Source organism: Vibrio profundum (assembly GCF_050337555.1).
Classification (GTDB): Bacteria; Pseudomonadota; Gammaproteobacteria; order Enterobacterales; family Vibrionaceae; genus Vibrio; species Vibrio profundum.
In genome coordinates this window covers 320242-345635 of sequence record NZ_JAKJTA010000005.1, presented here as the reverse complement: position 1 = coordinate 345635, position 25394 = coordinate 320242, and the positions used below count along the sequence as shown (strand labels likewise).

Sequence of the window (25394 nt, the reverse complement as noted above, 5' to 3'; positions counted from 1 at the left end):
ATGATGGGCACCCAAGAAACGAAGCAGTTAAAGCGTTAAAAAATGACACGTTAACCCAATGGAAAATCGACTCTGGTTACCATGACCGCTCCCTGTCTGAGACGGCCATGTCTCGATACAAAGGACTCACTAGCGGTCAATTGAGCTTAAGGCATTACAACGCTCAAGTCGGTGAGGCACTCGCTAATGTCAAAGCCATGAACAAAGTCATAGGACTAGGTATGCCTGTTAGACACTAACGGAAGCTAAGCGTAGGTAAGATCTGTCTTCAACCTGATTTGTTCAACAACGCCGTATTATACTGCAAACTGCACGTTGTGATTATATTTAATGTGGTTAATCAAAATCGCTATAGGATTTTGAAATTAGGGAAAATTAAGGGGGGCATTGATTGTGCAAACACCTCTAGGCCAACATGTAACTTAGACACTCAGGAATGTTTATAACTCATACTTACCAGATTGTGTATAACAATAAGGCTAAGAGCAACAGGCACTTGCTCTTAGCCTTATAAGTATTCGAGAAAATAAAATCCTATTTTATTAATTAAAAAAGGTTGTCATTTAAATGTTCCGCATACGCTTTTTCAGCCTAGCTAAATCAACTGCGCTTGAGCGCACTGTCAATTTAATATGATCATAGTCGTACTCTTCTTTCGTTACGCTCATGTTTGAACGGATTTCTCCAACTATTCCGTTCGCGGTATAAGGTACCGTGATTTCCTCTTCAATCATCCCTTGCTCCGCGACACCGACGATATACTTGTGCAACTTTTTGATATCAAGTGGATCACGAGTGGAAGTCAGCATTGCATCAGGGAACTCTTCCCTCAATTCTTGCTGTTGCTCTTCGCTCAATCGGTCTGACTTGTTCAGTACCAATAATTTTTCGCTGCCTTCAACACCTACTTGTGCCAAGACATCATGGACAACATCGAGTTGTGCACGGAAAGAAGGATCCGATGCATCAACAACATATAACAGTAATGAAGCATCATGCGCTTCCGCTAATGTTGAATGAAACGAAGCAACCAAATCGTGGGGGAGCTTTTTAATAAAACCAACGGTATCTGAAACTAGAATTCGAGGTTGTGTAATTGGCTGTAGTGCACGAACAGTAGTATCGAGGGTCGCGAATAGTTTATCTTCACCAACCACTTCCGTCGCGGTTATCGCGCGCATCATTGATGATTTACCCGCATTAGTATAACCAACCAAAGCGACACAAAACCGCTCTGAACGTTGTGTACGTCGGTTCTTTAATTCACTCTGCACACTAACCAGTTCGCGTCTTAACTCTGCGATTTCATCACGAACTTTACGACGGTCTAGCTCGAATGAAGTCTCACCAGCGCCCTGACCCATTTGACGTTCGTTATCACCACTCGCCGTCTCGCGAAGTCGAGGAACTAAGTAATTTAGACGAGCAATTTCAACTTGTAAGCGTGCCGTTCTAGTACGAGCGTGGCGACTAAATATCTCAATAATGATGCCGGTACGGTCAAATACTTGCACGCCTAAATGGCTTTCGACATTACGCATTTGCGACGCGCTTAAATCGCAGTCAAATACCACTACATCAGCACAGGCTTGGGGTAGATCTTCTTCAGAAAGGTCAGAGAAATCCGTTTCATCAAAAAGCTCATCATATTCAGCTTCTTCAATTGAACCTTGATTTCCGGTTAGACGCGCAATTTCAGCAAGTTTACCCACACCTAACACATTTATCTTTTGTGTCGAACTTTGCTTTTGCGACTCGGTTCCGACCACTTTAAACCCTAGGGTTGTCACTAAACGAGCAAGTTCGGCAAGAGACTCTTTTGCTTCATCACCTTTAAATTCTGGTGTAGTAATAGAAATAAGTAAGGCGTTATTAAGTGATGCTTTTGCTGTCAGTTTCATGGTTGAATATATTTATGCACCTAAGTGCAAACCTAGTATTTAGTCTAAAGTAGTGTGATCCTACGCGTTTATTGCTCAATTTTATAGGGTAATAGATTACTAAATGCAGATATTGTCATTATTGGTTAGAAAGGTAACGGTAGTGGGTTGAAAACCAAACAAAAAATGAAATAATCCGTATCACAGCGCTGTAAGCACGTAATTCACCGTTCGGATCATCAACATTTATCGGATGTACATTGACAGAAAAGGCTAAGCCATTAATCTCTCTCGATAATAAGCCCGTCCTCCCACGCCATCCCAAGCAAGCCAATCGCACCAGTAACGTCCGAGCCCAACCAAAGTCGCAGATTTTGAGGTGCAATGAGTAGTGGCATTCTATGATGAAAAGCTAGGCACTGATTGTTAGGCTCGGTGGTGAGGGTTACAAGGTTTTGGTTTCCATCTAATGCAATTCCGGCCATATATATGGCGCTTCCACATGCTGCGCTAAACAAATATTTGTCCTTCCTACCTTTTTCAGACACCCATTCATACCAGCCAGAGCATGGGATTATCACTCGATGTTGCTCAAATGCCTCCTTAAACGTTGGCTTCTGGTACACACTTTCTGCTTGAGCGTTAATAATGGTACGTTTAGCCCAATTTGTCTTGATTCCCCATTGAAGGTTCAGTTGACTCAGCTCACCTTTATGTTGGATAACACTCGAAACATACTCCGTCGGCTTCAAATCATGGTTGGCCTCGGGTTGAAAAAGCAAACCTAACTGCTCACTGACGGCTTTGGTTAGTGGATCATCAAGTACATTGAGTCGACCACACATGCGTTCACCACCCTACTCTCATCGGCCGTCGATAGAATTGCGTTAATATTTAGAAATTATTTTCTCGAACGTCCCATCGGCACGCATGGTATCCAATGCCTCCTTCCATTTATTCATGTCAGAAACGGATATACTCTTAGACGCTGCAAAATAGATAACAGGTCTAGACAATACGTAGCCGAAATTGAGTTCATCAGGGTTGTATCCTCTAGTTTTATATACGTACTTACCGACTAATCTAGGGATAGCCCAAAGTTTAATCCGTCCTTTTCTCAGTTTTTCGACATTTTGCTCTTCGAAATTAACGGGCTCAATACTAATAAAACCCGCTTTTTTCAGCATTTCCTGAGCAGGAGTCCCACGCTGAACACCCACGGTGAGGTTGACGATATCATCCAGTTTATTAATGTTTATTTTTTTATCGATAGAGACCAGCACGTAATCATTATTGATTTCAGGAATAGGAGCGACCCACGTGAATTTTTTCTCCCTATCCGGCGTTCGAGATAAGGGAGTTATGCCAAAAAGATCTTTCCTAGAGGCCGTATTTTGAGCTCGAGCCCAAGGTAAAAACCTAAATTGGTCATTCTGGCCGACTCTGCGAGCCATCTCCCTCACCACATCGACAGAGATACCAGTTTGAACCCCATTCTCAACCATGGAATATGGAGGAATCTCTGCCGTTAGCAGAATGAGCTCTTTAGCTGAAGCGCTTACCGAAAAAATAAAAAAAATAGATAATATGATATTTTTCATTCCCACCCCTTACGCATTCCGGATACAAGCAAAGCCTATTTTCAACTAATTCTAACTAATGAACGAAGAATGCTTAATGCCGTATTTTTATATAGAGAAAACCAAGTAGAGTTTCATTCGGCATTTCTTTACCCAAATTCTAGCGTAATTTTTTATTCCGCGTTGATTTTAGATATGAAAAGTGGGTTGGTAATCTGTCGTGATAAGTCAACGCTCAAAAAAACACATAAGCAGCATCAAGATATCTCACGGGTAGATTGTGGTCACAATTTCAGGGATACCTAAATCCTAATCGACCGATTTCGTTTACTTTTAGGTAGGTAAGATCACATAAGTCCTCTCACTTTCTTTCGCTCGGTATTCCCACTTTATCAATTATCAAAATGGTGAATTAGCAAAGCTCACAATTGAGTACATTGTTAATTATAAACGTTCGCGCGCCTTATTCTAGGGCATATTAGCTCAGTATTTCTTCATACCTTCCGTTGTAGCGAATTTCTTTTAAGCCTTGCTTGAATTGGCCGATCAGAGCCTGATCTTTGGAAGAAAACATCACATCCACAATAGCACTGAATAACACCGTGTTATTAACCGAGAAGCGTTGGGTTTGATTGGGGAAATTTTTCTTCACAAGCGACCACTTGATTCGAACGATAGGGTATATATCTAAATACACGCTAATGCCTTGGGTCAAAAAGGCCGTTTTCGTGATCTGACTTAATGCAAAGCTAATTGGCGCCCTTATACGTGGCTTCAGATAATATCTGCCAACGTTTCTTCATTGCATTGACTGTTGCCTGCGAAACTCCATGAGTATTCGCATAACGGCCTTGGCATTCGATCACTTCTATCTCTGCGTTATACCGTTGAGCCATTTTCAAGTAAGGTTTCATTTCCCACAACCGAACAAAGGTATTGGATACGACGACACTTCTACCTTGTTGTAACGATTGCTTAGCAGAATGTTGGCACCACGAGTGCGCTTGTTTAAGTCGAGTCGCATCGAACTGATATTCGCCATCATCATTCACAAAATACATATCTGCTTCAAAGTGATCGGCGCTGTACGTTTTGGCAAGGGTGGTTTTTCCCGATCCCGGTAAACCTCGAACCAAGGTTAATGTTAACGTCATAGAACCCGCTATAGTTAAGTGAATAGACAATGTTAAGAAAAATCAGCGTGTTTGACTATCGACTTTTTATTGTTATTCGGTTAAGTTTAGAAGTATAGACGTCCACAAGCATAGGGAGCCCGCTGTGCCGATCAAAATTCCTGACCTGTTACCTGCCTCAGACATACTAAGACAAGAAAACATCTTTGTGATGTCTGAATCACGAGCCTCTAGCCAAGAAATTCGACCTCTCAAGGTACTAATTCTAAATCTAATGCCACTAAAAATAGAAACTGAAACTCAGTTTCTTCGTCTACTATCCAACAGCCCTTTACAAGTGGACGTTGAACTTCTTCGAATCGATAACAGAGACAGCAAAAACACCCCTTCTGAACATTTAGATAACTTTTATCGACAATTCGACGCAGTAAGGACTAAAAACTACGATGGATTGATCATTACGGGTGCCCCACTTGGCTTAGTGCAATTTGAAGATGTTATTTACTGGGAACACCTTCAAGCAGTCATGACTTGGGCCCGTGACCACGTCACTTCTACCTTGTATGTTTGTTGGGCAGCACAAGCCGCACTGAAATTATTATACGACCTACCTAAAAAAACTAGGGACAATAAACTATCCGGCGTATACCAACACGAAATACACCAACCGTTCCACCCGATACTCCGAGGTTTCGACGATACCTTTCTAGCGCCGCATTCGCGCTACGCAGACTTTGCACCAAGTTTTATTAGCAGCAATACTGACCTAGATATTTTAGCAACGTCGGATGTGGCCGGTGTTTATCTCGCATCAACCAAAGATAAAAGAAATGTATTTGTGACTGGCCACCCTGAATATAACGCCCTGACCTTGCATCAAGAATATACTCGCGACCTTGCAGAAGGGTTGGATCCTGTTATTCCGATAAATTACTACCCAAACAATGACCCCAACAGTGCACCGAAGGCCAGTTGGCGGAGCCACGGGCATTTACTATTTTCAAACTGGCTAAATTACTGCGTTTATCAACAAACACCTTACGATTTGGCGCATTTTCGTGAGTCCGCATTTACCAATCAAGAATAAGATCACCTTTTAAGAAAAGTGAAAGTATTAAGGCGAGCAAAAAAACGCCTCACCAATCGAGATAATGCTACCGATGGTGTCTAATCCTACAGCAACTATTTACTATTGATGCTCTGCCACCATTTGGAGAGCATCATGCAAAAATTGTTTACCTACGCTGTCATATTTCTTTTGTCAGCCTGTAGTCAGCGGCCTCTCCCTGCACAAAATCACTCTCCCCCAACTTCAAGTAAAGCGTTGGCGGAATCAAGAGTAAAACTAGGGTTAGCGTACCTAAAAAAAGGTCAATTCCTTAAAGCTCGAGAAAATTTATGGAAAGCGAATGAATACGATCCTACTTCACTCTATGTCCAGCTTGCGCGAGCGCATTATTTCGAATTGGTTGGAAATTTAAACCAAGCCGATAGTACTTATCGAACAGCATTAGCCCAGAAGCCCAATAATGGCCACGTTCTCAACAACTATGGCACCTTTTTGTGCAAGCAAGATCAGTATGTTCTCGCCAATCAATACTTAAAGTCGGCCATAAAACAACCCGGTTTTTTACTCATCGCTGCAGGCTATGAGAACGCTGCTTTGTGCGCACTGAAAGCTGGTGATAAAAGCAGCGCCAAAATAGATTTCTCTCAGGCTTTAATTCACGACCCCAGCCGGCTTACTTCTTTGGTGAATCTCGCTCGGCTTGATTTCGAGCAAAACGAAACCTTACAAGCCGAAAGTTTACTTGTTACTTATCATCAAAATTACGGATTTAAGCGGCCGACACTGCAACTGCTCATTGAAGTTGAGCGAGCCCTAGCGCACCCGATACTGGTAGAAAAGTACACCAAGTTACTTGTGACGATGCACGACGAGCGTAGCTAAAATTAATCGCCTCTTTTATTACGACCTTTGTTCTTATAGTTCAGCTTTTTATGTTCCAAATACACAATACGAATGAGCATAGCAATGCCAACTATCGCTGCGATTGAAAAACACACTAGTAAAATTTCACAGAACCATTGAGGCTCACAAGGCATATAAATTTCAATTTGCATCTAATACCCTGCTCACACACGTCACCTCGAATTCACTGTCGATACCGTTAGATATCAACCTAGCCTTTCTGCCACCACTGCTTACGCTGGTTTTTATCGTGAAAAGTCCAAGCCACAAAGCGGCTCTTTTTATTGCCTTGTGCCATATTCACAACCTGAACTTCTTGCGCAGATAATTTTTCTAGCTGCTTACACAACCATTTTACGTTGTCTTTTTTGGAGACCAAAGTTGAAAACCACAGTACTTGCTGCGAAAACTCAAGGCTTTCGCGAGCCATATTCTTAATAAATGTTTCTTCTCCGCCGGGGCACCATAACTCGGCTTTCTGTCCGCCAAAATTCAGCGGTGCAGATCCAGATGGCTTTTTAGGTATATGAAGTGAAGATCCGCCACGTTTTACTTTATTTTCTGCCAAATTATTTAGCTTTCGCTGCGTACCAGATTGCGCTTCCTGCAAAGACTTGTGAAACGGCGGATTGCACATAGTCACATGATATTTCTCACCACCTTGTACCACACCGCGGAAAAAATGTGCTGAGTTCGTTTGCAAGCGAGCCGACACTTTACTTTTCAGCCCAGCATTATTTTCAATAATATCAGATAGGTTAGTCATCGAGACTGGGTCAATATCACTAGCAGTAAAACTCCAATCATATTCAATCGCACCAATAATGGGATAAATACCGTTGGCACCAGTACCGATGTCTAACGCTGACACTTGTGATAGCGTTACGCATCCATCTTGTTTGATTAGTTCGGCAAGGCGATGAACGTAGTCGGCACGACCGGGGATCGGAGGACACAAAAACCCTTCAGGGATATCCCAATATTTGATCTGATAGTGGTGAGCGAGTAAGGCGCGATTGAGCATTTTTACCGCGTCAGGATCAGAAAAATTAATCGTTTTTCCGCCCTTTAGTCCGGGAATTACATGGCTTTGTAATTCCGGTAAGGTTGCCGTCAAGGCAGAAAAATCATAACGGCCTGTATGTTTATTGCGCTTGTGTAACCCATCCTGACTCGGCACCTTTTTGATGACCGTGTTAGATTTAAGGGCTTTGGAATCACTAGGCACTGCTTGTTGTTTCTGGTCGCGAGAAGACACTGTTTTTTTCATCGTAATTACAAAGTAAATAAGGTGGTGTTAATAGCACGCTAATGGCTATCAAGGCATCACTAGATTATAGACAAACAAAAGCCCCACCTCATGAGGTGGGGCTTAGAGCAAATTAATCGTTATAATTAATCGCGCAGTGCTGCGCCAAATTGCTCTGACAGTTTAGCGACAATAGCGTCAACCGAACTTGAGATGTCCGCTTCTTCTAGAGTACGTTCTACCGATTGTAGTGACAATGCAATAGCTAAACTCTTCTTGCCTTCTTCCACGCCTTTACCAACGTAAACGTCGAATAACTTCGCATCTTTCAAGAACTCGCCGCCATTTGCTAAGCAAGCTGCAACCACTTTACCTGATGCAACTGCGTCATCAACAACAATAGCAATATCACGACGGTTCGATGGGAACTTAGACAATACCACGGCTTCTGGGATAACTTTGCTATCGATCGCAGACCACTCGATTTCAAACACAACAGTACGACCATTAAGGCCAAACTTGCGCTCAAGCTCAGGGTGAACCGTACCAATAACGCCCACTTTTTTGCCTTCAACAATGATTGCTGCTGATTGGCCCGGGTGAAGCGCTGGGTTTTGCTGCTTATCTTCTACAGAAAGAGCGGCAAATGAATAAGCTTTTTCGTTCGCAGACAGTTCCAGTACAGCTTCGAGGTCACCTTTCAGGTCGAAGAAATCAACCGTATTAGTAGCAATGTCCCAGTGCTCTTCGCTGCGAGTACCAGCAATCACACCAGCAAGCATTGGCTCTTGGCGCATGCCATTTTCCGCAGATTCACATGGAATAAAACGTAGGCCATATTCGAACAAACGAACACGTGGTTGCTGACGCTTTTGGTTATGAACTACCGTGTTTAGCAAACCTTGGATAAGGCCAAGGCGCATTGCTGACATATCCGCTGAAATTGGGAAAGGTAGAACAAGAGGTTCCAAGTTTGGAACAACCAGTTTCTGTTGCTCTGGCTCAACGAAACTATAAGTGATCGCTTCTTGGAAACCGCGGTCAACCAGTAGATTACGCACACGCTTTAGAGGGATATCCGCTTCTACGTGATCTTGCATCTTAAGCGCAGCCGCTGGGCTTTGATTAGGTATGTTATCGTAACCATAGATACGACCCACTTCTTCAATCAAATCCTGCTCAATTGCGATATCAAAACGCCATGTTGGTGCCGTTGCCGTCCAACCCGCTTCGCTTGCTTCAACCGTTAAACCTAAACGCTCTAATATCTCAACTACGTCTGCATCTGCAATATGGTGACCTAATAGGTTATCTAGCTTAGTGCGGCGTAGTGCAACTGTGTTCGCTTTTGGCAGCTCAGCATCAGATTCAACAGTAACCACTGGAGCAACTTCGCCGCCACAGATGTTAACAAGAAGTTCTGTTGCACGCTCCATTGCGCTCGCTTGAAGTGCATAATCCACACCACGTTCAAAACGCATTGATGAGTCAGTATGTAAGCCGTAGTTACGAGCACGTCCACGAATGTGGTCAGGTGCAAAGAATGCACACTCAAGTAGAACGTCTTTGGTTGCTGATGTTACACCAGACTCTTCACCACCAAAGATACCTGCAATCGCAAGGGCTTTGTTTTGGTCCGCAACGACTAACGTGTCGTCGTTTAGTTCAACTTCATTGCCGTCTAGTAGAGTCAGCTTTTCGCCTTGCTCTGCCATACGTACCACAATGCCACCGTCGATCTTCGCTAGATCGAATGCATGCATTGGTTGGCCTTGCTCAAGTAGCACGTAGTTGGTGATATCAACCACTGGATCGATAGAGCGAATACCACAACGACGCAATTTTTCTTGCATCCATAATGGTGTTTCAGCTTGAACGTTCACGTTTATAACAACGCGACCAAGGTAACGTGGGCATGCAGCTGACGCGTTTACTTCTATAGTAACCGTATCATCGATTGCAGGTGCAACAGGAGTCACGGTTGGCTCTGTTACGTCAGCGCGGTTAAGAACGCCCACTTCACGAGCAAGACCACGAATGCTGAAACAGTCTGCGCGGTTTGCTGTTAGGTCTACATCGACAGTAACGTCATTCAGCGCAAGGAACTCACGGAAATCAGTACCCACGACAGCGTCTGTCGCAAGTTCCATGATTCCATCAGTTTCCACGTCAATACCTAGCTCAGTGAATGAACAAAGCATGCCGTGCGATGGCTGGCCACGTAGTTTGGCTTTTTTAATTTTGAAATCGCCTGGCAATACAGCGCCAACAGTAGCAACCGCAACTTTTATCCCTTGGCGACAGTTTGATGCGCCGCAAACGATATCAAGAAGTTCTTCTTCACCAACGTCAATTTTTGTCACGCGAAGTTTGTCGGCATCTGGGTGCTGATCACACTCAACAACATGACCAACTTTAACGCCAGTGAAAGAGCCAGCAACAGGTAGAACGTCATCTACCTCTAAACCAGCCATAGTAATTTGGTGAGTAAGCTCGTCAATCGTAACCGCAGGGTTTACCCACTCACGAAGCCATGATTCGCTGAATTTCATAGTGATAAATCCTCTGGATTACTTAAATTGTTTTAGGAAACGAAGGTCGTTCTCGAAGAACGCGCGCAAATCGTTCACGCCATAACGAAGCATAGTCAAACGCTCTACACCCATGCCGAATGCAAAACCAGAGTATTTTTCAGGATCGATGCCAACGCTACGTAGTACGTTCGGGTGAACCATACCGCAGCCTAGAACCTCAAGCCATTTGCCGTTTTTGCCTTTTACGTCAACTTCTGCAGAAGGTTCTGTAAATGGGAAGTAAGACGGACGGAAACGCACTTCCACTTCTTCTTCAAAGAAGTTACATAAGAAATCGTGCAAAATGCCTTTTAGCTGAGCAAAGTTCACGTTCTCATCAACGAGCATACCTTCCACTTGGTGGAACATTGGCGTATGAGTTTGATCGTAATCGTTACGATATACGCGGCCCGGTGCAATGAAACGGAACGGCGGTTTGCCGTTTTCCATGGTACGGATCTGCACACCAGAGGTGTGAGTACGCAGCATAAGATCAGGGTTAAAGAAGAAAGTATCGTGATCAGTACGCGCAGGGTGATCGTCAGCGATGTTCAATGCATCAAAATTATGGAATGCATCTTCGATTTCTGGGCCTGATTCGGTGTGAAAACCTAGCTCACCAAAGAATTGTTCAATACGTTCAACCGTGCGAGTTACTGGGTGAAGGCCACCGTTTTCGATGCGACGACCTGGCAGAGTCACGTCAATAGTCTCTGCAGCCAGCTTGGTTTCAAGCTCAGCACGTTGCAACGCATCTTTGCGCGCTGCGATAGCTTGCTGAACCACGCCTTTCGCTTTGTTGATCTCTTGACCAGCACTGCGGCGCTCTTCTGGTGGAAGTTTACCTAAGCTTTGTAGTTGAGCCGTTAGCTCGCCTTTTTTACCTAAGTATTGAACACGCACTTCATCAAGTGCGACAAGCGAATCAGCAGCGTCGATCGCCGTGCTCGCGTTAGCAATGATCTCTTCTAGATGTTGCATTATTTCCTCATCTACCTGTCGGCAGTGTCGTAAAGTTAACTTTACGTAATGGTGGCTATAGTAAATAGCTGTACATAGTAGCGAAACCCGTAAGTAAAGCCAACCCGAATTAGGTTCAGGTGCTGCCTTATTACCCGAATACAGCCAAGACGCCCCAACCCACTTTATTGCACGCTCAGCTCCCAACGACTAACTGTGGCCACCGTCCTTCAATTTCGCCTTCATTACCAATTAAACTCACATAAAGCAAAGGCTTGAATTCACCATATTCAACCACAACATTATCTTCAGAGCATGAATATATTTATAAAACAAATACTCAGGTGCTCTTCGCACCGTGAGCACAAAAAATTCAGCGTAAAATCAAGTCAATGAAGGAACACAGATAATGGAAGTAACAATCTCACCGATCACACCCTCTTATGACGAACAAGTTCGACAAATCATACAATCAGTCGGCGAGGAATTCGGCGCGGTTGGAGAGGGTTTTGGCCCTGGTGATGCAGAAGTGCTCAACATGAGCCAGCACTACACTGAAGACAGGAAAAGTCTCTACCTGCTAGCCACACTTGATAATGAGGTTGTCGGCGGCTGTGGCATTGCGCCATTCAGTCTCGATTCAGCCCCAGACCACGAGCAATCCAATCTATGCGAGCTCAAAAAACTTTTTCTACTTCCCAAAGCCAGAGGATTAGGTTTAGGCAAGCAGCTGACACTTGCATGCCTCGACTACGCTCAGTCACATGGTTACTCTCGCTGCTACTTGGATACACTTTCCAGCATGCAAAGCGCAGTCTCTCTATATAAAAGCTTGGGTTTCGAACATTTAGATGCTCCGCTAGAAGGAACCATCCATAGCAAATGTGATGTTTGGATGATCAAAGAACTCTAAGTTTAGTGTGAAGGTAACGCATGCTAGTGACGACTGGTATGCGGACAATAAAGTAGTTCTAGCTGGTAAGATTTATGACTGAGCCGTACCAAGTAGTGCGTACACTATCTTTGGACAGAACTTGTTTACGACCATTACATAGAGAAGGCGGCTTCAGATTAGAAAAAGTATTGATTTCAGAACTGCTCACGCCGTTACGAAATTCGGAGATAAATGAGCTAAGAAGAGTCGCTGGATAATTTGGTCACACCCTCGAAGAGCTTAAGTAGCTGCCTAAGCTGTTAGATGAGCTCGATGCCCTGCCTACTTTCCTTAATTCCTGATAAATTCGGGCACAGACTCTTCACCTTAGCCAACTAGTTATACGAAATATCCCTGAAACTAAAGGGAAGGTCAAGGGCCGAACCCTATCAGGAGCGCTATATAAAAAGAGTTTAGAGGTTAGTAACCACTTAACCCTTTCTCTGAGCAGTCCAAAAAAAAACCACGCGGATATTAATGCTGCCATCAATATCGGGGGCAAACACTTGTGGCTCATTTCGAATAAATGAAAGTTCAAAAAGAACTTACCCGAGGAACTGAAATTCAATAACTGGCAATCTGCTAACTTGGTAATGGACTAACTGGATACGGCAGTTAGTTGTCGTGGCTAGCAAACATAATCCTGCCGACGCGATCACATCGAGAATCTCTGACTCAGATTAAGTGACAACAAGCTTACGCTGTTCACAGAATTCATAGGGCGAATAGGACCATTCCCACCTCTGCATTTTCTCTAGTCCTAAGTGACGAATTCAATACCGAAACATTCACGAGATTCAAACTCGTTGCCGTTTATTTGTCAATTAGCCTTTATGATGGAAGTTTCTATTTTTAGAAAGAGTACTAAAAATTTAACTAACCCTATTGTGTTCAATGAATTTTATATGCCATGTTGAGTCGCTCGAATCGCAACCGAATGAACCATAAATCATATAAGGATTATTAAAATGAATAAAAAAATTCAGGAAAGTCACGACAAAAAAGTATTGGACACCAAGAAAATCTTTTCTTTGACTCGAAAAAGCACACCTTGTCTAAAGGATGTGAATAACTAAATCAATTAAGCCCCTTAATACTAGGGGCTTTTCTTTGTGATTTTTCGAAGGATGATTATATTGAAGTTTAAAGAGATAGTGCCAGCAATCCCTTGTGTTAATGTTCTTGATTTAGGCGTTCGTCACTCGGAGGGTGAACAGTCCGGATATGAGTTGCTGGATCAATTCGAAATGGTAGGAATTGATTTCGGAGAGAGCGAATCGACATCTGGCCATCTACATATAAAAGAAGCCATCGGTGATGGAAATAACAAGACACTATATGAATGCCAATTAAAAACGTGTTCTTCATTATACAAGCCCAATATTGACTTACTACAACACTACAACCAGCTCGCTGAGTGGCTTCAAGTAACACATACTGAAGAGATACAGACCAAGAAGCTCAATGATATTGAGCTACCATTTTTGCCTGACTATATTAAATCCGATCTTCAGGGCTCTGACTTATGGGCTTTTCAGCATGGAACTAGGTATACCAAAGAAGCCATCGTTATCGAAGTAGAAGTAGAGTTTATCGAGCAGTATGAAGATCAGCCGCTTTTTTCGGACATTCACAATACTCTTAGGAAACAAGGATTCTTTTTTCACACATTCACAGGGTATGGTTCACGTTTACTAAAGCCGATGTACAACGATTTCGATCCCTTTTGTGCTTCGAATCAATGGATGTGGTCTCATGCTGTATTTGTAAAAAATATTTTCTCAGATCACAGCACGCTTAGCATACCGCCAGAGCAGTGGTTAAAATTAGCGACAATTATGCATGATATTTATCAGTCTTATGATCTGGTCGCGTTTTGTTTAAAGAGATTTGACGCTCTTGCTGGCTGCTCTTATGCTGATAAATACATTAAAGTAACCCAATCATGCATAGAAAATTAGATTTTTACTTCTTCTTCGTGGCTCAGGGGCTATCTGTCGTCTCCTTTCGATTCTTTCAGATTGTCATGGCTTGGGCACTACTACAAGGTCGAGACTCGGGCTATGTGTTGGGAATGATGATTACTCTTTCTTGGGGAGTAAATTTAATATCTTTCCCATTTGCTGGGTACTTTTTAGATAAGTTCCATAAAGCGATCATACTTATTTTCTCTACGTTCGTATCTACCTTATCCATCTTGGCGTTTTATTTTAACTTTACGGAATGGGGGAATAGTTTAACCATTGGCGTCATTTCAATCAGCTTGTTGGCGTTCTCAAATGCCATATTTTCATCAGCACCGAACTCAATTATTCCTTTGATTTCAAATCAGTCTGACGTTTCCAATAGAATTGGCTACTTATCGACATTGAACTCGTTACAACCCATACTGGGCGCGATATTAGGTGGAGCGGCTATCTCCATTGTGGGAGTTAACCACTCGTTCATTCTTATTTTGGGTATGTTCGTCGTTTCTATGCTGTCGATTATCCCTATGTTTTTGAACGCATCGTTGACGCCACAAGACGAGCATAATGTTGATCTGAAGAATGACAATGTTTTTCGCGGCTTTTCTGTTATTTGTAAATTGCCTCCAGAGCGAACATTGTGTTTAAAAAGCATGGTAATTAATTCTACCCTCACCCCTTTAGTGGCAATCATCATTCCTGTCTATATTAAATTGGTGATGGAGAAATCAGTGGTCTACTTTTCTGTCGCGGAAGGGCTATTTGGTGGAGGAATGCTAATTGGCAGCTTTTTAGCGATTTATTGGAGGAAAAAATCAGTACATCGTCTAACGATGACAGTATCAAGCATCATTATTACGGGGATCTGTGTTGCTCTATTTGCTTTGTTGCCGGATATCTCCTACAAGTACGTGGCGATATTCGTTATTGGGGTATGCCTTTCTATCGACAACGTTGCTTGCAATTCATTGAGGGCGCTGGCTACCCCGAACTACATCCGAGGCAGATTGGAATCAACAGTGTTTTTCTTTGCTGTTCTTAGTATTCCCGCGGGGAGTTACGTCTTTAGTAAATTCACATTGCCAGACACACTATCACTGCTTAACCCAGCCATTGTATTTATGGGGGGCGTGATAGTCCTATCTTCTTTACTTGTCCTCTTATCCAAAAATACCAGGCGTGCATTAAAGACAAACGACTCTGATCTAGATGGTTTTTACGAAAAAAATTATTTAAAGGAAGCCAAATGAACAAAAAATATTCATTAGATTTTGACGTTATTGATTGGTCAAAACCCAACCCACAAGAGGTAAAGGCACTAGTTAACATCAATAGTGATGAGGTTTTGGATAGCCTGTGTTACATGGCTGACTATTTAGATGTTCCTAATGGGCTTCTGGACTTCCTTGTACAGGACAACGTTCGAGAATCTATCTCATATTGTAGGCCACAGCTGTACTCAGTTCATGAAAAAATCAAGCTTGATATTGAACACTTAGATAAGAGAAAAGCCGAAAATATACTCGAAAGCTTTGTTATTGAAGTGATTGAGAAATCAAAGTCAAAAAACCAATGTCGAATCAATCCGTATGGCTCTGGATACCATAAGGACATCCATGACATGATGTTTTCTATCAGGGAAAAAGATAATTTTGAATCTTACAACGGTATCTACCAAGGAGTGAAATCTAAAATTTTCGCGCCCAATGTGAGTGATGTCATGCAGACTTTCAATTGCATTAACAAGATATTTTCAATAATGGAAGAGTTGAATAATGCCCATAAGAAGGAAATTGATACATTAATCAGTGATATCATATTGATAGACTCCAACGGTATCAATGCTGGTACATCGTTTAATCTTTCTGGAGCGATGTACTTAAGGGTGTTAGCCTCTGATACTGAGCACTATAGTCGAATGATCGAGCACATATCGCATGAAGCGGCTCACAGCCTTTTATACCAATTGTGGATTCAGAAAAAAATCATCAGCGATGATGACGGTACTTACTACACCCCTTTCCGCCTTGATCATCGGCCACTCAGTGGCGTCTATCACGCCATGTTTGTTCTGGCTAGAACCATATACACATTCAACTACTTCTTTGATTCAGATAGTCTTGATTTTAGCATCAATGATATCAGTAGCCACTATAATGAGGCTAATAATCATTTGAGCTTTAACGACAAGTTCTTCAAGACTGTTAAAGTGTTAAATGAGTCACAGAAGTTGACTGATTTTGGTAGAAAAATCATGGACGATTGTATTAATCTAGTCTTCAGTTGCCAACATAAAATATAAGGCTGATATACCATGAATGAACAAACTGAAAAGAAAGAAGAAAATAGCGATAACAGCAATGAAATCCGCATTGACCCATTGCTAAAGCATCGACAAATTTTTCTTTTTGGGGAAATTAACCAGGACCAGGCCGAAAGTACATGTCGAAAATTGGCTTATTTAGATCAGGAGAATCATGATCCGATTACGTTGTTTATTAACTCCCAAGGTGGCCATGTTGAAGCTGGCGATTCTATCCATGACTTTATTAAATTTATAAAGTCAGAGGTGTTGGTTATCGGCTCAGGATATGTAGCCAGTGCAGGAACCCATATTTATCTTTCTGCTAAAAAAGAAAATCGCTTCTCTCTTCCAAATACTCGATTCATGATCCATCAACCATCAGGTGGAGGCAGAGGATCAGCGTCAGACCTCCAAATTCAGATGCAGCAGATTATGGAAATGAAAGAAAGGATAGCAAGAATTACCTCTGAAGCTACAGGGCAGCAGATCGAGAAAGTTAGGAAAGATATGAACAGAGACTTTTGGCTGACTGCTGAAGAGGCTCTTGAGTATGGAATTGTCGGTAAAATTATTGCCTCTAGAACAGCATTGGATTAATGCAGGCTTGAGTCAATCATATTTCATTGTTAGCCGTCGTAATGACGGCTTTTTGGTCAAAGCCGTTGACATGAAAATCTTGATCTAACCGGTTGAAGTGTCGGAAGACAATAATTATAAATACTTTGTTACATGTAACATCTGGTGAGTAACTGAATTCATTGATTTTTTAAGAAGTTGCACTTTTCTTGGACAAAAGCTGTTTACGATTAGCTTCAGACGCAAGCACTCTTGGATTAGAAAAATTAGGGAAGACTACACCTATAGGCGCAGTTTCTGGGGTTAAATAGTGATGGCCTCAAATTCTTATTCAATTAATTTAAGGTGTGATAGCTTTTCAAGAAACTTATCGATATTCGCTCGCATTGCTCCTATGTTTCTAGCCATTGTATCTTCCTGACTACCGACTTGCAGGTCGTAGGTAGCGACCTTTAATGTGGCACCGCGAGGTAGGGAGGATTTCGACTTTATTTTTTCATCGAAAATGATTTTACCTGTTCTTCTGTCTACCAATATGTACCTAGCGTCTACATACACATAGTTATCGAACAACGGGATTGTAGTATGGATTTTCGATGTTAATTCATACTCTGCCTTGTTTCTTTTCGCTAATAATCTGGATGATGCAAGAGAGTGTTGCATCTCCGTTTTAAATTCCTCATCACTGACGTCAGTAAACCCCACCCCGTGGGTTTTCTGGCCGCCAATCACTTTCCCCACCTCAATAGAGTTAGATAATTCCCCAGAGAAATCAGAGTTTTTGAACACTTCTAACTCAGGTGGCTTTGCGGGCTCTTCGATCCCGTAAACCTTTCTCTGAAGAGTATTCCCGAAAGTAGCGTCGAATGGCGTTGTTGCCCAAATCGATTGAACCTTTTTTTATCCTTACGATCTGATCTTTTGAGAATGATTGTTGGGATACAAAAATGGGTAAGTCGAAAGCTAAAATCACGAACTGGAGAGCATACAACCAAGCACTCTGTCAGCGTGGCGGGGTTACTTTTTGGATTGACGATTCAGCGGTGAAAGCCTGAAAATGTATGACCCATCACGGCAAGCGAGGTCGAGGGTTTCAATACACCGACACGGCGATTGAAACCGCCCTAATGATAAAAGGTATCTTCTCTCTCCCGCTTCGTGCTCTTCAAGGCTTCATCGATTCGATCTTTAAGCTGATGGATGTGCCGCTCACTTCCCCTGATTACACTTGCATTAGCAAGCGCTCCAAGACAGTTCAGGTTCAGTACCGCAATAAATCTCGTGGCAGTATTCGTCATATCGCGATTGATTCTACAGGCCTTAAGGTGTTTGGTGAGGGGGAGTGGAAAGTTAAAAAGCATGGCAATGAAAAGCGGAGAACTTGGCGTAAATTGCACCTTGCTGTTGATGTGGATACCCATGAAGTTATCTGTGCTGAAGTCAGTCTCGTCAATGTCGGAGACAGTGAAGTGTTGCCCACACTCCTCAACCCTCTTCGAAGAAAGGTGCAGGCGGTATCGGGTGACGGAGCGTACGACACAAAGGAGTGCCATAACGTGTTGCAACAAAAAGGGATAACGTCATTAATACCCCCACGTAAAAATGCGGCCTTTTGGGATGATGGGCACCCAAGAAACGAAGCGGTTAAAGCGTTAAAAAATGACACGTTAACCCAATGGAAAATCGACTCTGGTTACCATGACCGCTCCCTGTCTGAGACGGCGATGTCTCGATACAAAGGACTCACTAGCGGTCAATTGAGCTTAAGGCATTACAACGCTCAAGTCGGTGAGGCACTCGCTAATGTCAAAGCCATGAACAAAGTCATAGGACTAGGTATGCCTGTTAGACACTAACGGAAGCGGAGCATAGGTAAGATCTGCCTTCAACCTGATTTGTTCAACAACGCCGCGTCGAATACTTGTGCACACCCAGAAAGCGTTGATAGTGCGATAATTATTGCTGTAGGCTTAATTAGTTTCATTTTAACCATGAGAAAATAAAAAACATTGTTCATTATAATGATTGGTGCCTAGATTGGCGATGCCTTAATCGTATCGGATTGGGTCATGACGCCACGAGTAAAGTGGGTGAGATCTACCCGGTGGTATGCCACGACATCCATGAGCTACGCCAATATCAGTAACATGCTGGCTGAACGCGGTATTTCCGTCCATCGTACAACCATTTATCGATGGTTTATCCAATATGCACCTGAAATGAGAAAGTGCCTTCGCACGCTATCAGTTCATCAATCATGATACTTCATGGCAAATGGATGAAACTTACGTCACAGTGAAAGGTAAGCAGCGGCATCTTTACTGAGCCATCAACAAATCCAATTCAGAAAAGTAAAAGCGCGCCCTCTCATACATTTACGTGAGGCAACAGGACATAGACGACACACTATAATGCCCAGATGAGCCTCTTATTATTTATGCACTGAGTCAGTTTTCGGCGCTCACCGTACGGCTTGAGGGGTTATGATGAAATCGTCGGGAGCCCTCAGGTTTTATTCAGTGTGGGCAAACTTTGCAACGTAGCCAGGAAATTGGCTCTACTAAAAGGCATACCTAATGGAGTAAACAATTGCGTTTTGGTTTCCAACGAAACCGAGTTTATTATATGAGTAACGATATTTTATTCCCAAAGAGAACTTTTCAGTTGTCAACCACCACAAACCCATAGCCCCATTCAATGAACCTTTGTCTTCCTCATTCGCAACCGCTAGGTATTCTTGTTTACGCAGAAATTCTGTTTCGTGCCAAGCCGCTAATCGAAACTTTTGTTGATACGCGCTGAACGTGTATGTACCGGTTAAACCCGCAACATAGCCATTGAACCCGGTATAGTTGTTGCCAAATCGGTTGAGTGTCGTATGTAAAGGGCCAATCCAAGGGTATAGAAACCACTTTTCTTCCCCCAAACGATAGGCAAGTCCACCAACAGTATTCGAGGTCGAAATATTGGGCTGGTCTTTGGCAAACTGTTGAGCATAAAAGCGTAATTCACCTAGTCCGAGTTTGTAATACAACTTGGGTTTGTAAGACGTCGCCCAAGTTTCGGAAGATCGATTAATTTTTTGCACCTGATAAAATCCATATAACTCTCCCCAATCAAAGTTAGCCCCCCCTTCAACTTGCGGGAACAAATAGTTTTCTTGAAATGAGACTCTGTCTCGAGTTCCTTTTGACCAGTCTAAATAGTTAATGCTGATATTAGCCCAGCCGAATAAGTACTTACTATAAGCTTTACTCGGTAGGCAGATAACTAATAACGCTGAAAGTAGTATGTTAAGGTTCTTCATCGTGTGCTTGTTATGATCCCTATCCTCAAATAGAACTATAGTCCAACGATCCAGGAGTGCTCGCTTACAGCTCAGCTGCTGGCTAAATGAGTCATCTTTTGGGGTTAGAGTGTGCTCTCTACTACATGGGATTAAATTGCGATGCCTTTGAAGTAAAGGCTACTTGTCCTCACTTTGCCTCTGTCAGGAAACTTAGGCGGAATCAGAGGTCAATCCTCGTTATATCATTTACTTTTATTTTAAACCGGGCTTCGCCGCTTGGTAATATAGACCTGTTGAACCCATATCAGGTTTTCTCACTGGTTTTGAGAGTAGAAGCAGAACTGGAAAGTTGCACGCCTAAATATGGAGTTATAACTACATCAAGATCTTGGATTCACGATACAAAGCCGGATCAATTTAGGTGAAACCACTTTTCTGACATGGGTTCAGTCACACTTTCCCAGAAAGGGGATAGCAACATTATTTGGGTATATATCGAGTGATAATTGAATCTAAAGTCCCATCATTCTTAATTGCTGCGAAGGTTTCATTGACTTTTTCATATTGTTCAGAAAGGTTACTCCTCTTGGAAATCGCGAGCATGATGCTTATATCTGTAGTTAGGTAGCCCAAAAAAGAGATATCCTGAGGCAGAACATCCTTGTTCATAAGAATGAAATCCTCCTGTATTGCGACGTATTTTACCCTTCCTTTTTTAAGCAGGTTGAGGAGCTGCATATTGCTGTTAGCATTGAACTCTTCAATATTTTTTTGCTCAACAGCTTTAGCAAAGTCACTCGATAGGTAGTAACCGCGTCTTTTTCCAATTGTTTTCCCATATAAATCACTAATACTCTGGTAGGTAAATCGGTTTGGCTGTTTACCGTAAAGGGCTACTTTTAATCCATACACGGGCGAGTCGAGAAACCTGACATGTTTAGCTCGTTCTTGACTATAAACCAGATTGCCAATGTCAGAAGTGCCATCAAAAAGGAGAAGCGATACACGTTTGACTGGAACGAGTTTGACTTCCAACAAGGTATCCATTCGAACAGCGATCTCTTTGTAAATATCAACTAAAATACCGCTCGGTTGACCATTGGCTCCAGCATAGCAAAAAGGCGGGGTGTGTTCTGAACAAACAGCGGTTATCTTCTTCTCTTCCCCATTTACGGAAGGGGAAATTAGAAAAAACATGGTCACACTATATGCAATAAGTAACCTCATTCGTATTACCTTCTAATCGATAATTGAGAAATTCAAGTTTCCAAAATATACGCTTTTATGCATGAAGCATTGATATAGTCTAGGTCAATTACCAACAGATGGGTGCCATCCTGCGGTTATCGCAGTCTAGATGAGAGAATCGTTGGTTATAATCATTAGATACTGCAGCCAAATCAGACCACATCACTACAATTCACATTAAACCATAATAGGACCTCCCGAGATTATGATAGCCTACCTCAGGTTATTACTTTTATGAGGGTAAAATTGCCCTCTAACCACATAGCCAACCAATCTGGCTAGCTTAAATTGGGGCAAGAGCTTCGTAGAAAAAGGGAACGGTATAGCGGAGGTTACTTGTTTTTTGGGCTTTGAGTTTCTGCAAGTTTATCTAAGCAAGTTTGGTAGGCTTCGTCGAAATCGAAAAAATACGCTACGTTTTCGATTTCGCTTTTAAGTTGTTCGTGAGCCGTATAGATATGTATTTTTTTTGAAAATACGAAAGCAAAGAATACACAATGATGCTCAAGTGGCCACATAACATTTTCAATACTATCATCTGAAGCGTCTGCCATTGTCATCCCCCACTCTCTCGCATCGAGTAAAATAACCCAAGGGGTAGCGATCCCCCCCTGAGAGTTAGTAATGAGTTGCTTCACCTCAATTAACCATGCATGAGCCGCTTCCTTATTGGTAGAGCCCACTACTTCACTCAGTAAAAAACGGCCTTCAAGCTTCATGCTCCACTCACCATGGATGTTACGTTGTGTCATTTTCTATTCGAACCTATAGAACAAACCTTGTTCCAGTATAGCTAACGTTCGAAGTCTCAACATGAAGGCGTGCTCTTGTCAGATTACCTCTGATTGGGAAAAGTTCACCCTCACCTTTACATTCCTGAGACAAACGTAAACACGAAAGGGGCAATTTTCGAGCTCTTCGGGTCCAAAAAGTTTCGATCTTTAATGTCTCCGTTTCATACTTTATTGCAGCGGTTCTAATATTTTAATATGTACTGACACGCGATAAGTAGCCAAAATGCTAAAAACCAAACCATAGCATCAGCATGTCAATTTGACTCCTTACCATCAAATTGACACTTTGAAAAATAGTCAAAATGACATGCACACCCTAAAAAATCATGACACTTTCTTTAATATCAGTTACTTATAAATTTGGCGCATTTTGTGCATTTACTAGCTTCATCAACAAAATGGCGAAATGGCTTTTTATCATAGTCAACGACGCAGAAGACCTTCACTCAGACGTGCTTTCTGCTTGATTGAAAGACTCTAGGTACAGTCATTTGCTGTCTTGGTTTAGCTGTTGTCTCAGTCCTTGACCACACTTACCTAAATTGTAGTCATCAATGGGTTAGTTGGTTTCATTGTGATCGAAGATAAGAGGATCAAGCCTTTTCACTAGTGCGCAAAATTTTACCAATAAAAACAAAATAAATTGATTTAAGAGGACCAAATGGGAATGAGTTTTACAGAGCCGGAAAAGTTAACTCTGATTTTTGATGCAGAAAATCGTGAGGAGTGGCAACGCACTTCGCATGTTCTGAATTGTTTATCTATTAACAGCGAAATGACCGTGGCCGATATTGGTGCAGGTACCGGATATTTTTCAAATATTTTTGCCGGAATGGCAAAAAAAGTCCATGCCATTGATTGTGAGTCTAATATGGTCAGATACATGCAAAACCGATTCGCGGACTCACAGCATGGCAATATTAAAGTGACTCAGTCGACCCTTGCCGACCCATGTATTCCAGAAGGGGTGGATTTGGTTTTCATTGCCAATACGTATCGATTTATCCAGGATCGCGTAACATTTTTACAGAATTTATGGGCGCAGGTTTCATCACAAGCCCAACTTATTATTGTCGATTTTAAAGGGGAAAACGCCAGAGTTTCCCCACAGATGGCAGCGGCTGAAGTTGAGCAAGCTGGCTTTTCGATCGTAAATATGGATATGAGCGGATGTCCTGATCATTATGTGATGGAGCTTGCTAAAGCAGAGTAGTTTTTTGAGTTGAAATGTAACCAAAGTCTGAGGGGTATAATTGGGAAGTATGCCAATGGAAGGCATTTTCGTCGCAAACTAGGTTTTAGTTACTAAGTATTAGTTACTGCTGGAATCGCCAGAAATGCCCTTCAAAAATTACAATTGTTTGAGCTCTATTTCTATCTGCTAAGATAATAGAGTCTATGTTTCGGATTACTTTTCGTCGTGCAAAGTTTACTCAGACGCTCTCCTTCAGGTTACTGAACTAAACAGCTTAGGGGCATTAGCGATTTTTAGCCTCGGCGAGTACATCTAAACAGGCTTGGTAGGCTTCATCATAGTCGAAAAATGATTGTAAGAAAGATTGTTCTTGCATCTCTTCTTTTAGAGCAAATTCCTGCACTTTTTTTGAAAAAACCATATATAAACCGAGACATCCCAGAACCATCAATTGGTTCATTATTTCTTCGTTGGTTTCTTGGTTCCCTTGAGATGACATTTCCCAATTTTGTGCATCTAGCAATGCGACCCAATACTTCTTTGACCTTGATGACGTAGTCACTGTTTGCTTAACTTCGTTGAACCATGACAAGTTTGCTTCTTGATTAAAGGCTCCTATCAAAGTTGATTTTAAAATCTGGTCTTCATAGCTCATGGTCCAATCACCATGAATATTACGGGTGCGTTTAGTCATCGATTGCCACCAAAACGTGGAAATTACCTACTTTCAGTATAGATACACTTAACCTTCAGTAATGACTCTCTTTTGAGCAATGTTCGGATTATCTAAAGTTGGTCAAATCAGGCTTTGCTTTTTCTTATCCCATCGAAAACCAAATAGGAATGGGGCATAGCCCAGCTGAATCGAGCTAGGTTACCTCAAGGTAGGGGCTAATCTTTGCTTGAAGCTTAAACTGTAAAGCCAGTCTCTGATCACCACTAAATTTAGTGCCTGTGAGCTGTAACAGCCTTAACCTCTTTAGATTTTCTAAGCTCTCCGGTAACTCTCCAACAGATGTGCAGTGTAAGTTGAGAGTCCTAAGCTTAGATAAATCACCGATATTAGTAGGAAGACTGCTAATTAAAGGGTTGTTGCCAACATTTAGAGTAGAAAGCCCATTTAACTTTGAAAGGCTACTTGGCAATTCCTTTATATCGGTTCCTCTAACAACTAATGTTTTCAGTTTTTTTAGTTTGCCAATCCAGCAAGGCAGTTCTTTTATTGGAGAATTTAAAACCGTAAGCTTTTTCAAGTTAGGCATATTCAAGATGCCACTTGGTAAATCTTCTATATCTAGCCACCCAATACGAACTTCATGAACGTGACGAAGTTCTCCAACTCTATTGATGTCACAATCTAGACCTGTTCGATGCAATTCTAATATTTTGACTTTTCGTGGGTTGGCTAAAGCATCGGAGAGAGAACCATATCTTTTTGTCCAAAACATACCGAAAACTCATACTTGATTCAGTGAATAGGCAATCACATTAACTCATTACAATTAGGGTTCTTCTCCGCTTAAGTGAGCTTGATATTTTGATAAAAAATCGGATGTTGTCTCCGATTTAGTTCGAAATCTCCTTTAGATGAGTGTCCGTTTCGGAGTTGACCAGAGCAGTCATGCTTCCGAGTTAATGACTGAACAATACTAACCTAATGGGCACATATTACACTGGTCTAGAATGACATATGTGTTCTGCGGTGAGAGCGTTAAGTTAGGCGTTATCTCAACAAAGAG

General features: G+C 42.1%; 23 protein-coding genes and 3 pseudogenes. 11 read left to right on the top strand and 15 right to left on the bottom strand.

Annotated elements, in window-relative coordinates; all coding sequences use genetic code 11:
* A pseudogene (locus L4C34_RS05975) lies at nucleotides 1–239 on the top strand (IS5/IS1182 family transposase); the annotation flags it as partial.
* Nucleotides 240–563: 324 nt separating this feature from the next.
* On the opposite strand, the gene hflX reads toward L4C34_RS05975, so the two are convergent.
* The 5 genes from hflX to L4C34_RS05950 all read right to left on the bottom strand — a co-directional run bounded on the left by hflX (nucleotide 564) and on the right by L4C34_RS05950 (nucleotide 4614).
* The gene (hflX, locus tag L4C34_RS05970) at nucleotides 564–1901 is read right to left on the bottom strand and encodes a GTPase HflX (RefSeq protein WP_428788431.1); all 1338 of its coding nucleotides are present in this window, start codon (nucleotides 1899–1901) and stop codon (nucleotides 564–566) included.
* A 260-nt stretch (nucleotides 1902–2161) separates the two neighbouring features.
* Entirely contained in the window at nucleotides 2162–2725 is a 564-nt protein-coding gene (locus tag L4C34_RS05965; protein WP_428788430.1) for an SOS response-associated peptidase, read from the bottom strand.
* Nucleotides 2726–2767: 42 nt separating this feature from the next.
* Nucleotides 2768–3481: a substrate-binding periplasmic protein gene (locus L4C34_RS05960; RefSeq protein WP_428788429.1), complete on the bottom strand. Its 714-nt coding sequence runs from the start codon at nucleotides 3479–3481 to the stop codon at nucleotides 2768–2770.
* A gap of 457 nt (nucleotides 3482–3938) precedes the next feature.
* Nucleotides 3939–4157 (bottom strand): hypothetical protein, encoded by a 219-nt coding sequence (locus L4C34_RS05955; protein ID WP_428788428.1) that lies wholly within the window; start codon nucleotides 4155–4157, stop codon nucleotides 3939–3941.
* A 52-nt stretch (nucleotides 4158–4209) separates the two neighbouring features.
* Nucleotides 4210–4614, bottom strand: a complete 405-nt coding sequence (locus L4C34_RS05950) for an ATP-binding protein (RefSeq protein WP_428788427.1) — start codon at nucleotides 4612–4614, stop codon at nucleotides 4210–4212.
* A gap of 124 nt (nucleotides 4615–4738) precedes the next feature.
* Between L4C34_RS05950 and metA the strand changes: the two genes are divergently transcribed.
* Nucleotides 4739–5680: a homoserine O-succinyltransferase MetA gene (metA, locus tag L4C34_RS05945; protein WP_428788426.1), complete on the top strand. Its 942-nt coding sequence runs from the start codon at nucleotides 4739–4741 to the stop codon at nucleotides 5678–5680.
* A 135-nt stretch (nucleotides 5681–5815) separates the two neighbouring features.
* Nucleotides 5816–6544: a type IV pilus biogenesis/stability protein PilW gene (gene pilW / locus L4C34_RS05940; protein WP_428788425.1), complete on the top strand. Its 729-nt coding sequence runs from the start codon at nucleotides 5816–5818 to the stop codon at nucleotides 6542–6544.
* Nucleotides 6545–6546: 2 nt separating this feature from the next.
* Here the strand turns inward: pilW and L4C34_RS05935 are convergent, their stop codons facing one another.
* From L4C34_RS05935 to pheS, 4 genes are all read right to left on the bottom strand, one after another.
* On the bottom strand, nucleotides 6547–6717 hold the full coding sequence (locus L4C34_RS05935) for a hypothetical protein (RefSeq protein WP_428788424.1): 171 nt from the start codon (nucleotides 6715–6717) through the stop codon (nucleotides 6547–6549).
* Nucleotides 6718–6776: 59 nt separating this feature from the next.
* Nucleotides 6777–7835: a 23S rRNA (adenine(1618)-N(6))-methyltransferase RlmF gene (gene rlmF, locus L4C34_RS05930; RefSeq protein ID WP_428788423.1), complete on the bottom strand. Its 1059-nt coding sequence runs from the start codon at nucleotides 7833–7835 to the stop codon at nucleotides 6777–6779.
* Between the two features lie 125 nt (nucleotides 7836–7960).
* Nucleotides 7961–10366 (bottom strand): phenylalanine--tRNA ligase subunit beta, encoded by a 2406-nt coding sequence (gene pheT / locus L4C34_RS05925; RefSeq protein WP_428788422.1) that lies wholly within the window; start codon nucleotides 10364–10366, stop codon nucleotides 7961–7963.
* A gap of 18 nt (nucleotides 10367–10384) precedes the next feature.
* Nucleotides 10385–11368, bottom strand: a complete 984-nt coding sequence (gene pheS, locus L4C34_RS05920) for a phenylalanine--tRNA ligase subunit alpha (protein WP_428788421.1) — start codon at nucleotides 11366–11368, stop codon at nucleotides 10385–10387.
* A 388-nt stretch (nucleotides 11369–11756) separates the two neighbouring features.
* Here pheS and L4C34_RS05915 point away from each other — a divergent pair, with 388 nt between their 5' ends.
* The 5 genes from L4C34_RS05915 (at nucleotide 11757) to L4C34_RS05895 (ending at nucleotide 17150) form a co-directional block, all read left to right on the top strand.
* Nucleotides 11757–12260, top strand: coding sequence for a GNAT family N-acetyltransferase (locus L4C34_RS05915; RefSeq protein WP_428788420.1), 504 nt, complete (start codon nucleotides 11757–11759; stop codon nucleotides 12258–12260).
* Between the two features lie 1157 nt (nucleotides 12261–13417).
* Nucleotides 13418–14242, top strand: a complete 825-nt coding sequence (locus L4C34_RS05910; RefSeq protein ID WP_428788419.1) for an FkbM family methyltransferase — start codon at nucleotides 13418–13420, stop codon at nucleotides 14240–14242.
* Nucleotides 14227–15498, top strand: a complete 1272-nt coding sequence (locus L4C34_RS05905; protein ID WP_428788418.1) for an MFS transporter — start codon at nucleotides 14227–14229, stop codon at nucleotides 15496–15498. Before L4C34_RS05910 ends, L4C34_RS05905 begins: the two co-directional genes overlap by 16 nt.
* On the top strand, nucleotides 15495–16550 hold the full coding sequence (locus tag L4C34_RS05900) for an aKG-HExxH-type peptide beta-hydroxylase (protein WP_428788417.1): 1056 nt from the start codon (nucleotides 15495–15497) through the stop codon (nucleotides 16548–16550). Before L4C34_RS05905 ends, L4C34_RS05900 begins: the two co-directional genes overlap by 4 nt.
* A 12-nt stretch (nucleotides 16551–16562) precedes the next feature.
* On the top strand, nucleotides 16563–17150 hold the full coding sequence (locus L4C34_RS05895) for an ATP-dependent Clp protease proteolytic subunit (protein ID WP_428788416.1): 588 nt from the start codon (nucleotides 16563–16565) through the stop codon (nucleotides 17148–17150).
* 306 nt (nucleotides 17151–17456) lie between these two features.
* On the opposite strand, the gene L4C34_RS05890 is transcribed toward L4C34_RS05895, so the two are convergent.
* The gene (locus tag L4C34_RS05890; protein ID WP_428788415.1) at nucleotides 17457–17918 is read right to left on the bottom strand and encodes a hypothetical protein; all 462 of its coding nucleotides are present in this window, start codon (nucleotides 17916–17918) and stop codon (nucleotides 17457–17459) included.
* 158 nt (nucleotides 17919–18076) lie between these two features.
* Here L4C34_RS05890 and L4C34_RS05885 point away from each other — a divergent pair.
* Nucleotides 18077–18985 (top strand): annotated as a pseudogene (locus L4C34_RS05885) (IS5 family transposase).
* Nucleotides 18986–19198: 213 nt separating this feature from the next.
* A pseudogene (locus L4C34_RS05880) lies at nucleotides 19199–19451 on the top strand (transposase domain-containing protein); the annotation flags it as partial.
* 238 nt (nucleotides 19452–19689) lie between these two features.
* Here L4C34_RS05880 and L4C34_RS05875 read toward each other — a convergent pair.
* The 3 genes from L4C34_RS05875 to L4C34_RS05865 form a co-directional block, all read right to left on the bottom strand.
* The gene (locus L4C34_RS05875; protein WP_428788414.1) at nucleotides 19690–20436 is read right to left on the bottom strand and encodes an outer membrane protein OmpK; all 747 of its coding nucleotides are present in this window, start codon (nucleotides 20434–20436) and stop codon (nucleotides 19690–19692) included.
* A gap of 462 nt (nucleotides 20437–20898) precedes the next feature.
* Nucleotides 20899–21645, bottom strand: a complete 747-nt coding sequence (locus L4C34_RS05870; RefSeq protein ID WP_428788413.1) for a substrate-binding periplasmic protein — start codon at nucleotides 21643–21645, stop codon at nucleotides 20899–20901.
* A 353-nt stretch (nucleotides 21646–21998) separates the two neighbouring features.
* Complete coding sequence (locus L4C34_RS05865) at nucleotides 21999–22418, bottom strand: hypothetical protein (RefSeq protein WP_428788412.1); 420 nt, start codon at nucleotides 22416–22418, stop codon at nucleotides 21999–22001.
* Between the two features lie 703 nt (nucleotides 22419–23121).
* On the opposite strand from L4C34_RS05865, the gene L4C34_RS05860 reads away from it, so the two are divergent.
* Complete coding sequence (locus L4C34_RS05860) at nucleotides 23122–23673, top strand: class I SAM-dependent methyltransferase (protein WP_428788411.1); 552 nt, start codon at nucleotides 23122–23124, stop codon at nucleotides 23671–23673.
* Between the two features lie 265 nt (nucleotides 23674–23938).
* Here L4C34_RS05860 and L4C34_RS05855 read toward each other — a convergent pair whose 3' ends face one another.
* Nucleotides 23939–24349, bottom strand: a complete 411-nt coding sequence (locus tag L4C34_RS05855) for a hypothetical protein (protein WP_428788410.1) — start codon at nucleotides 24347–24349, stop codon at nucleotides 23939–23941.
* Between the two features lie 175 nt (nucleotides 24350–24524).
* The gene (locus tag L4C34_RS05850; protein WP_428788409.1) at nucleotides 24525–25103 is read right to left on the bottom strand and encodes a leucine-rich repeat domain-containing protein; all 579 of its coding nucleotides are present in this window, start codon (nucleotides 25101–25103) and stop codon (nucleotides 24525–24527) included.
* Nucleotides 25104–25394: the final 291 nt, after the last annotated feature.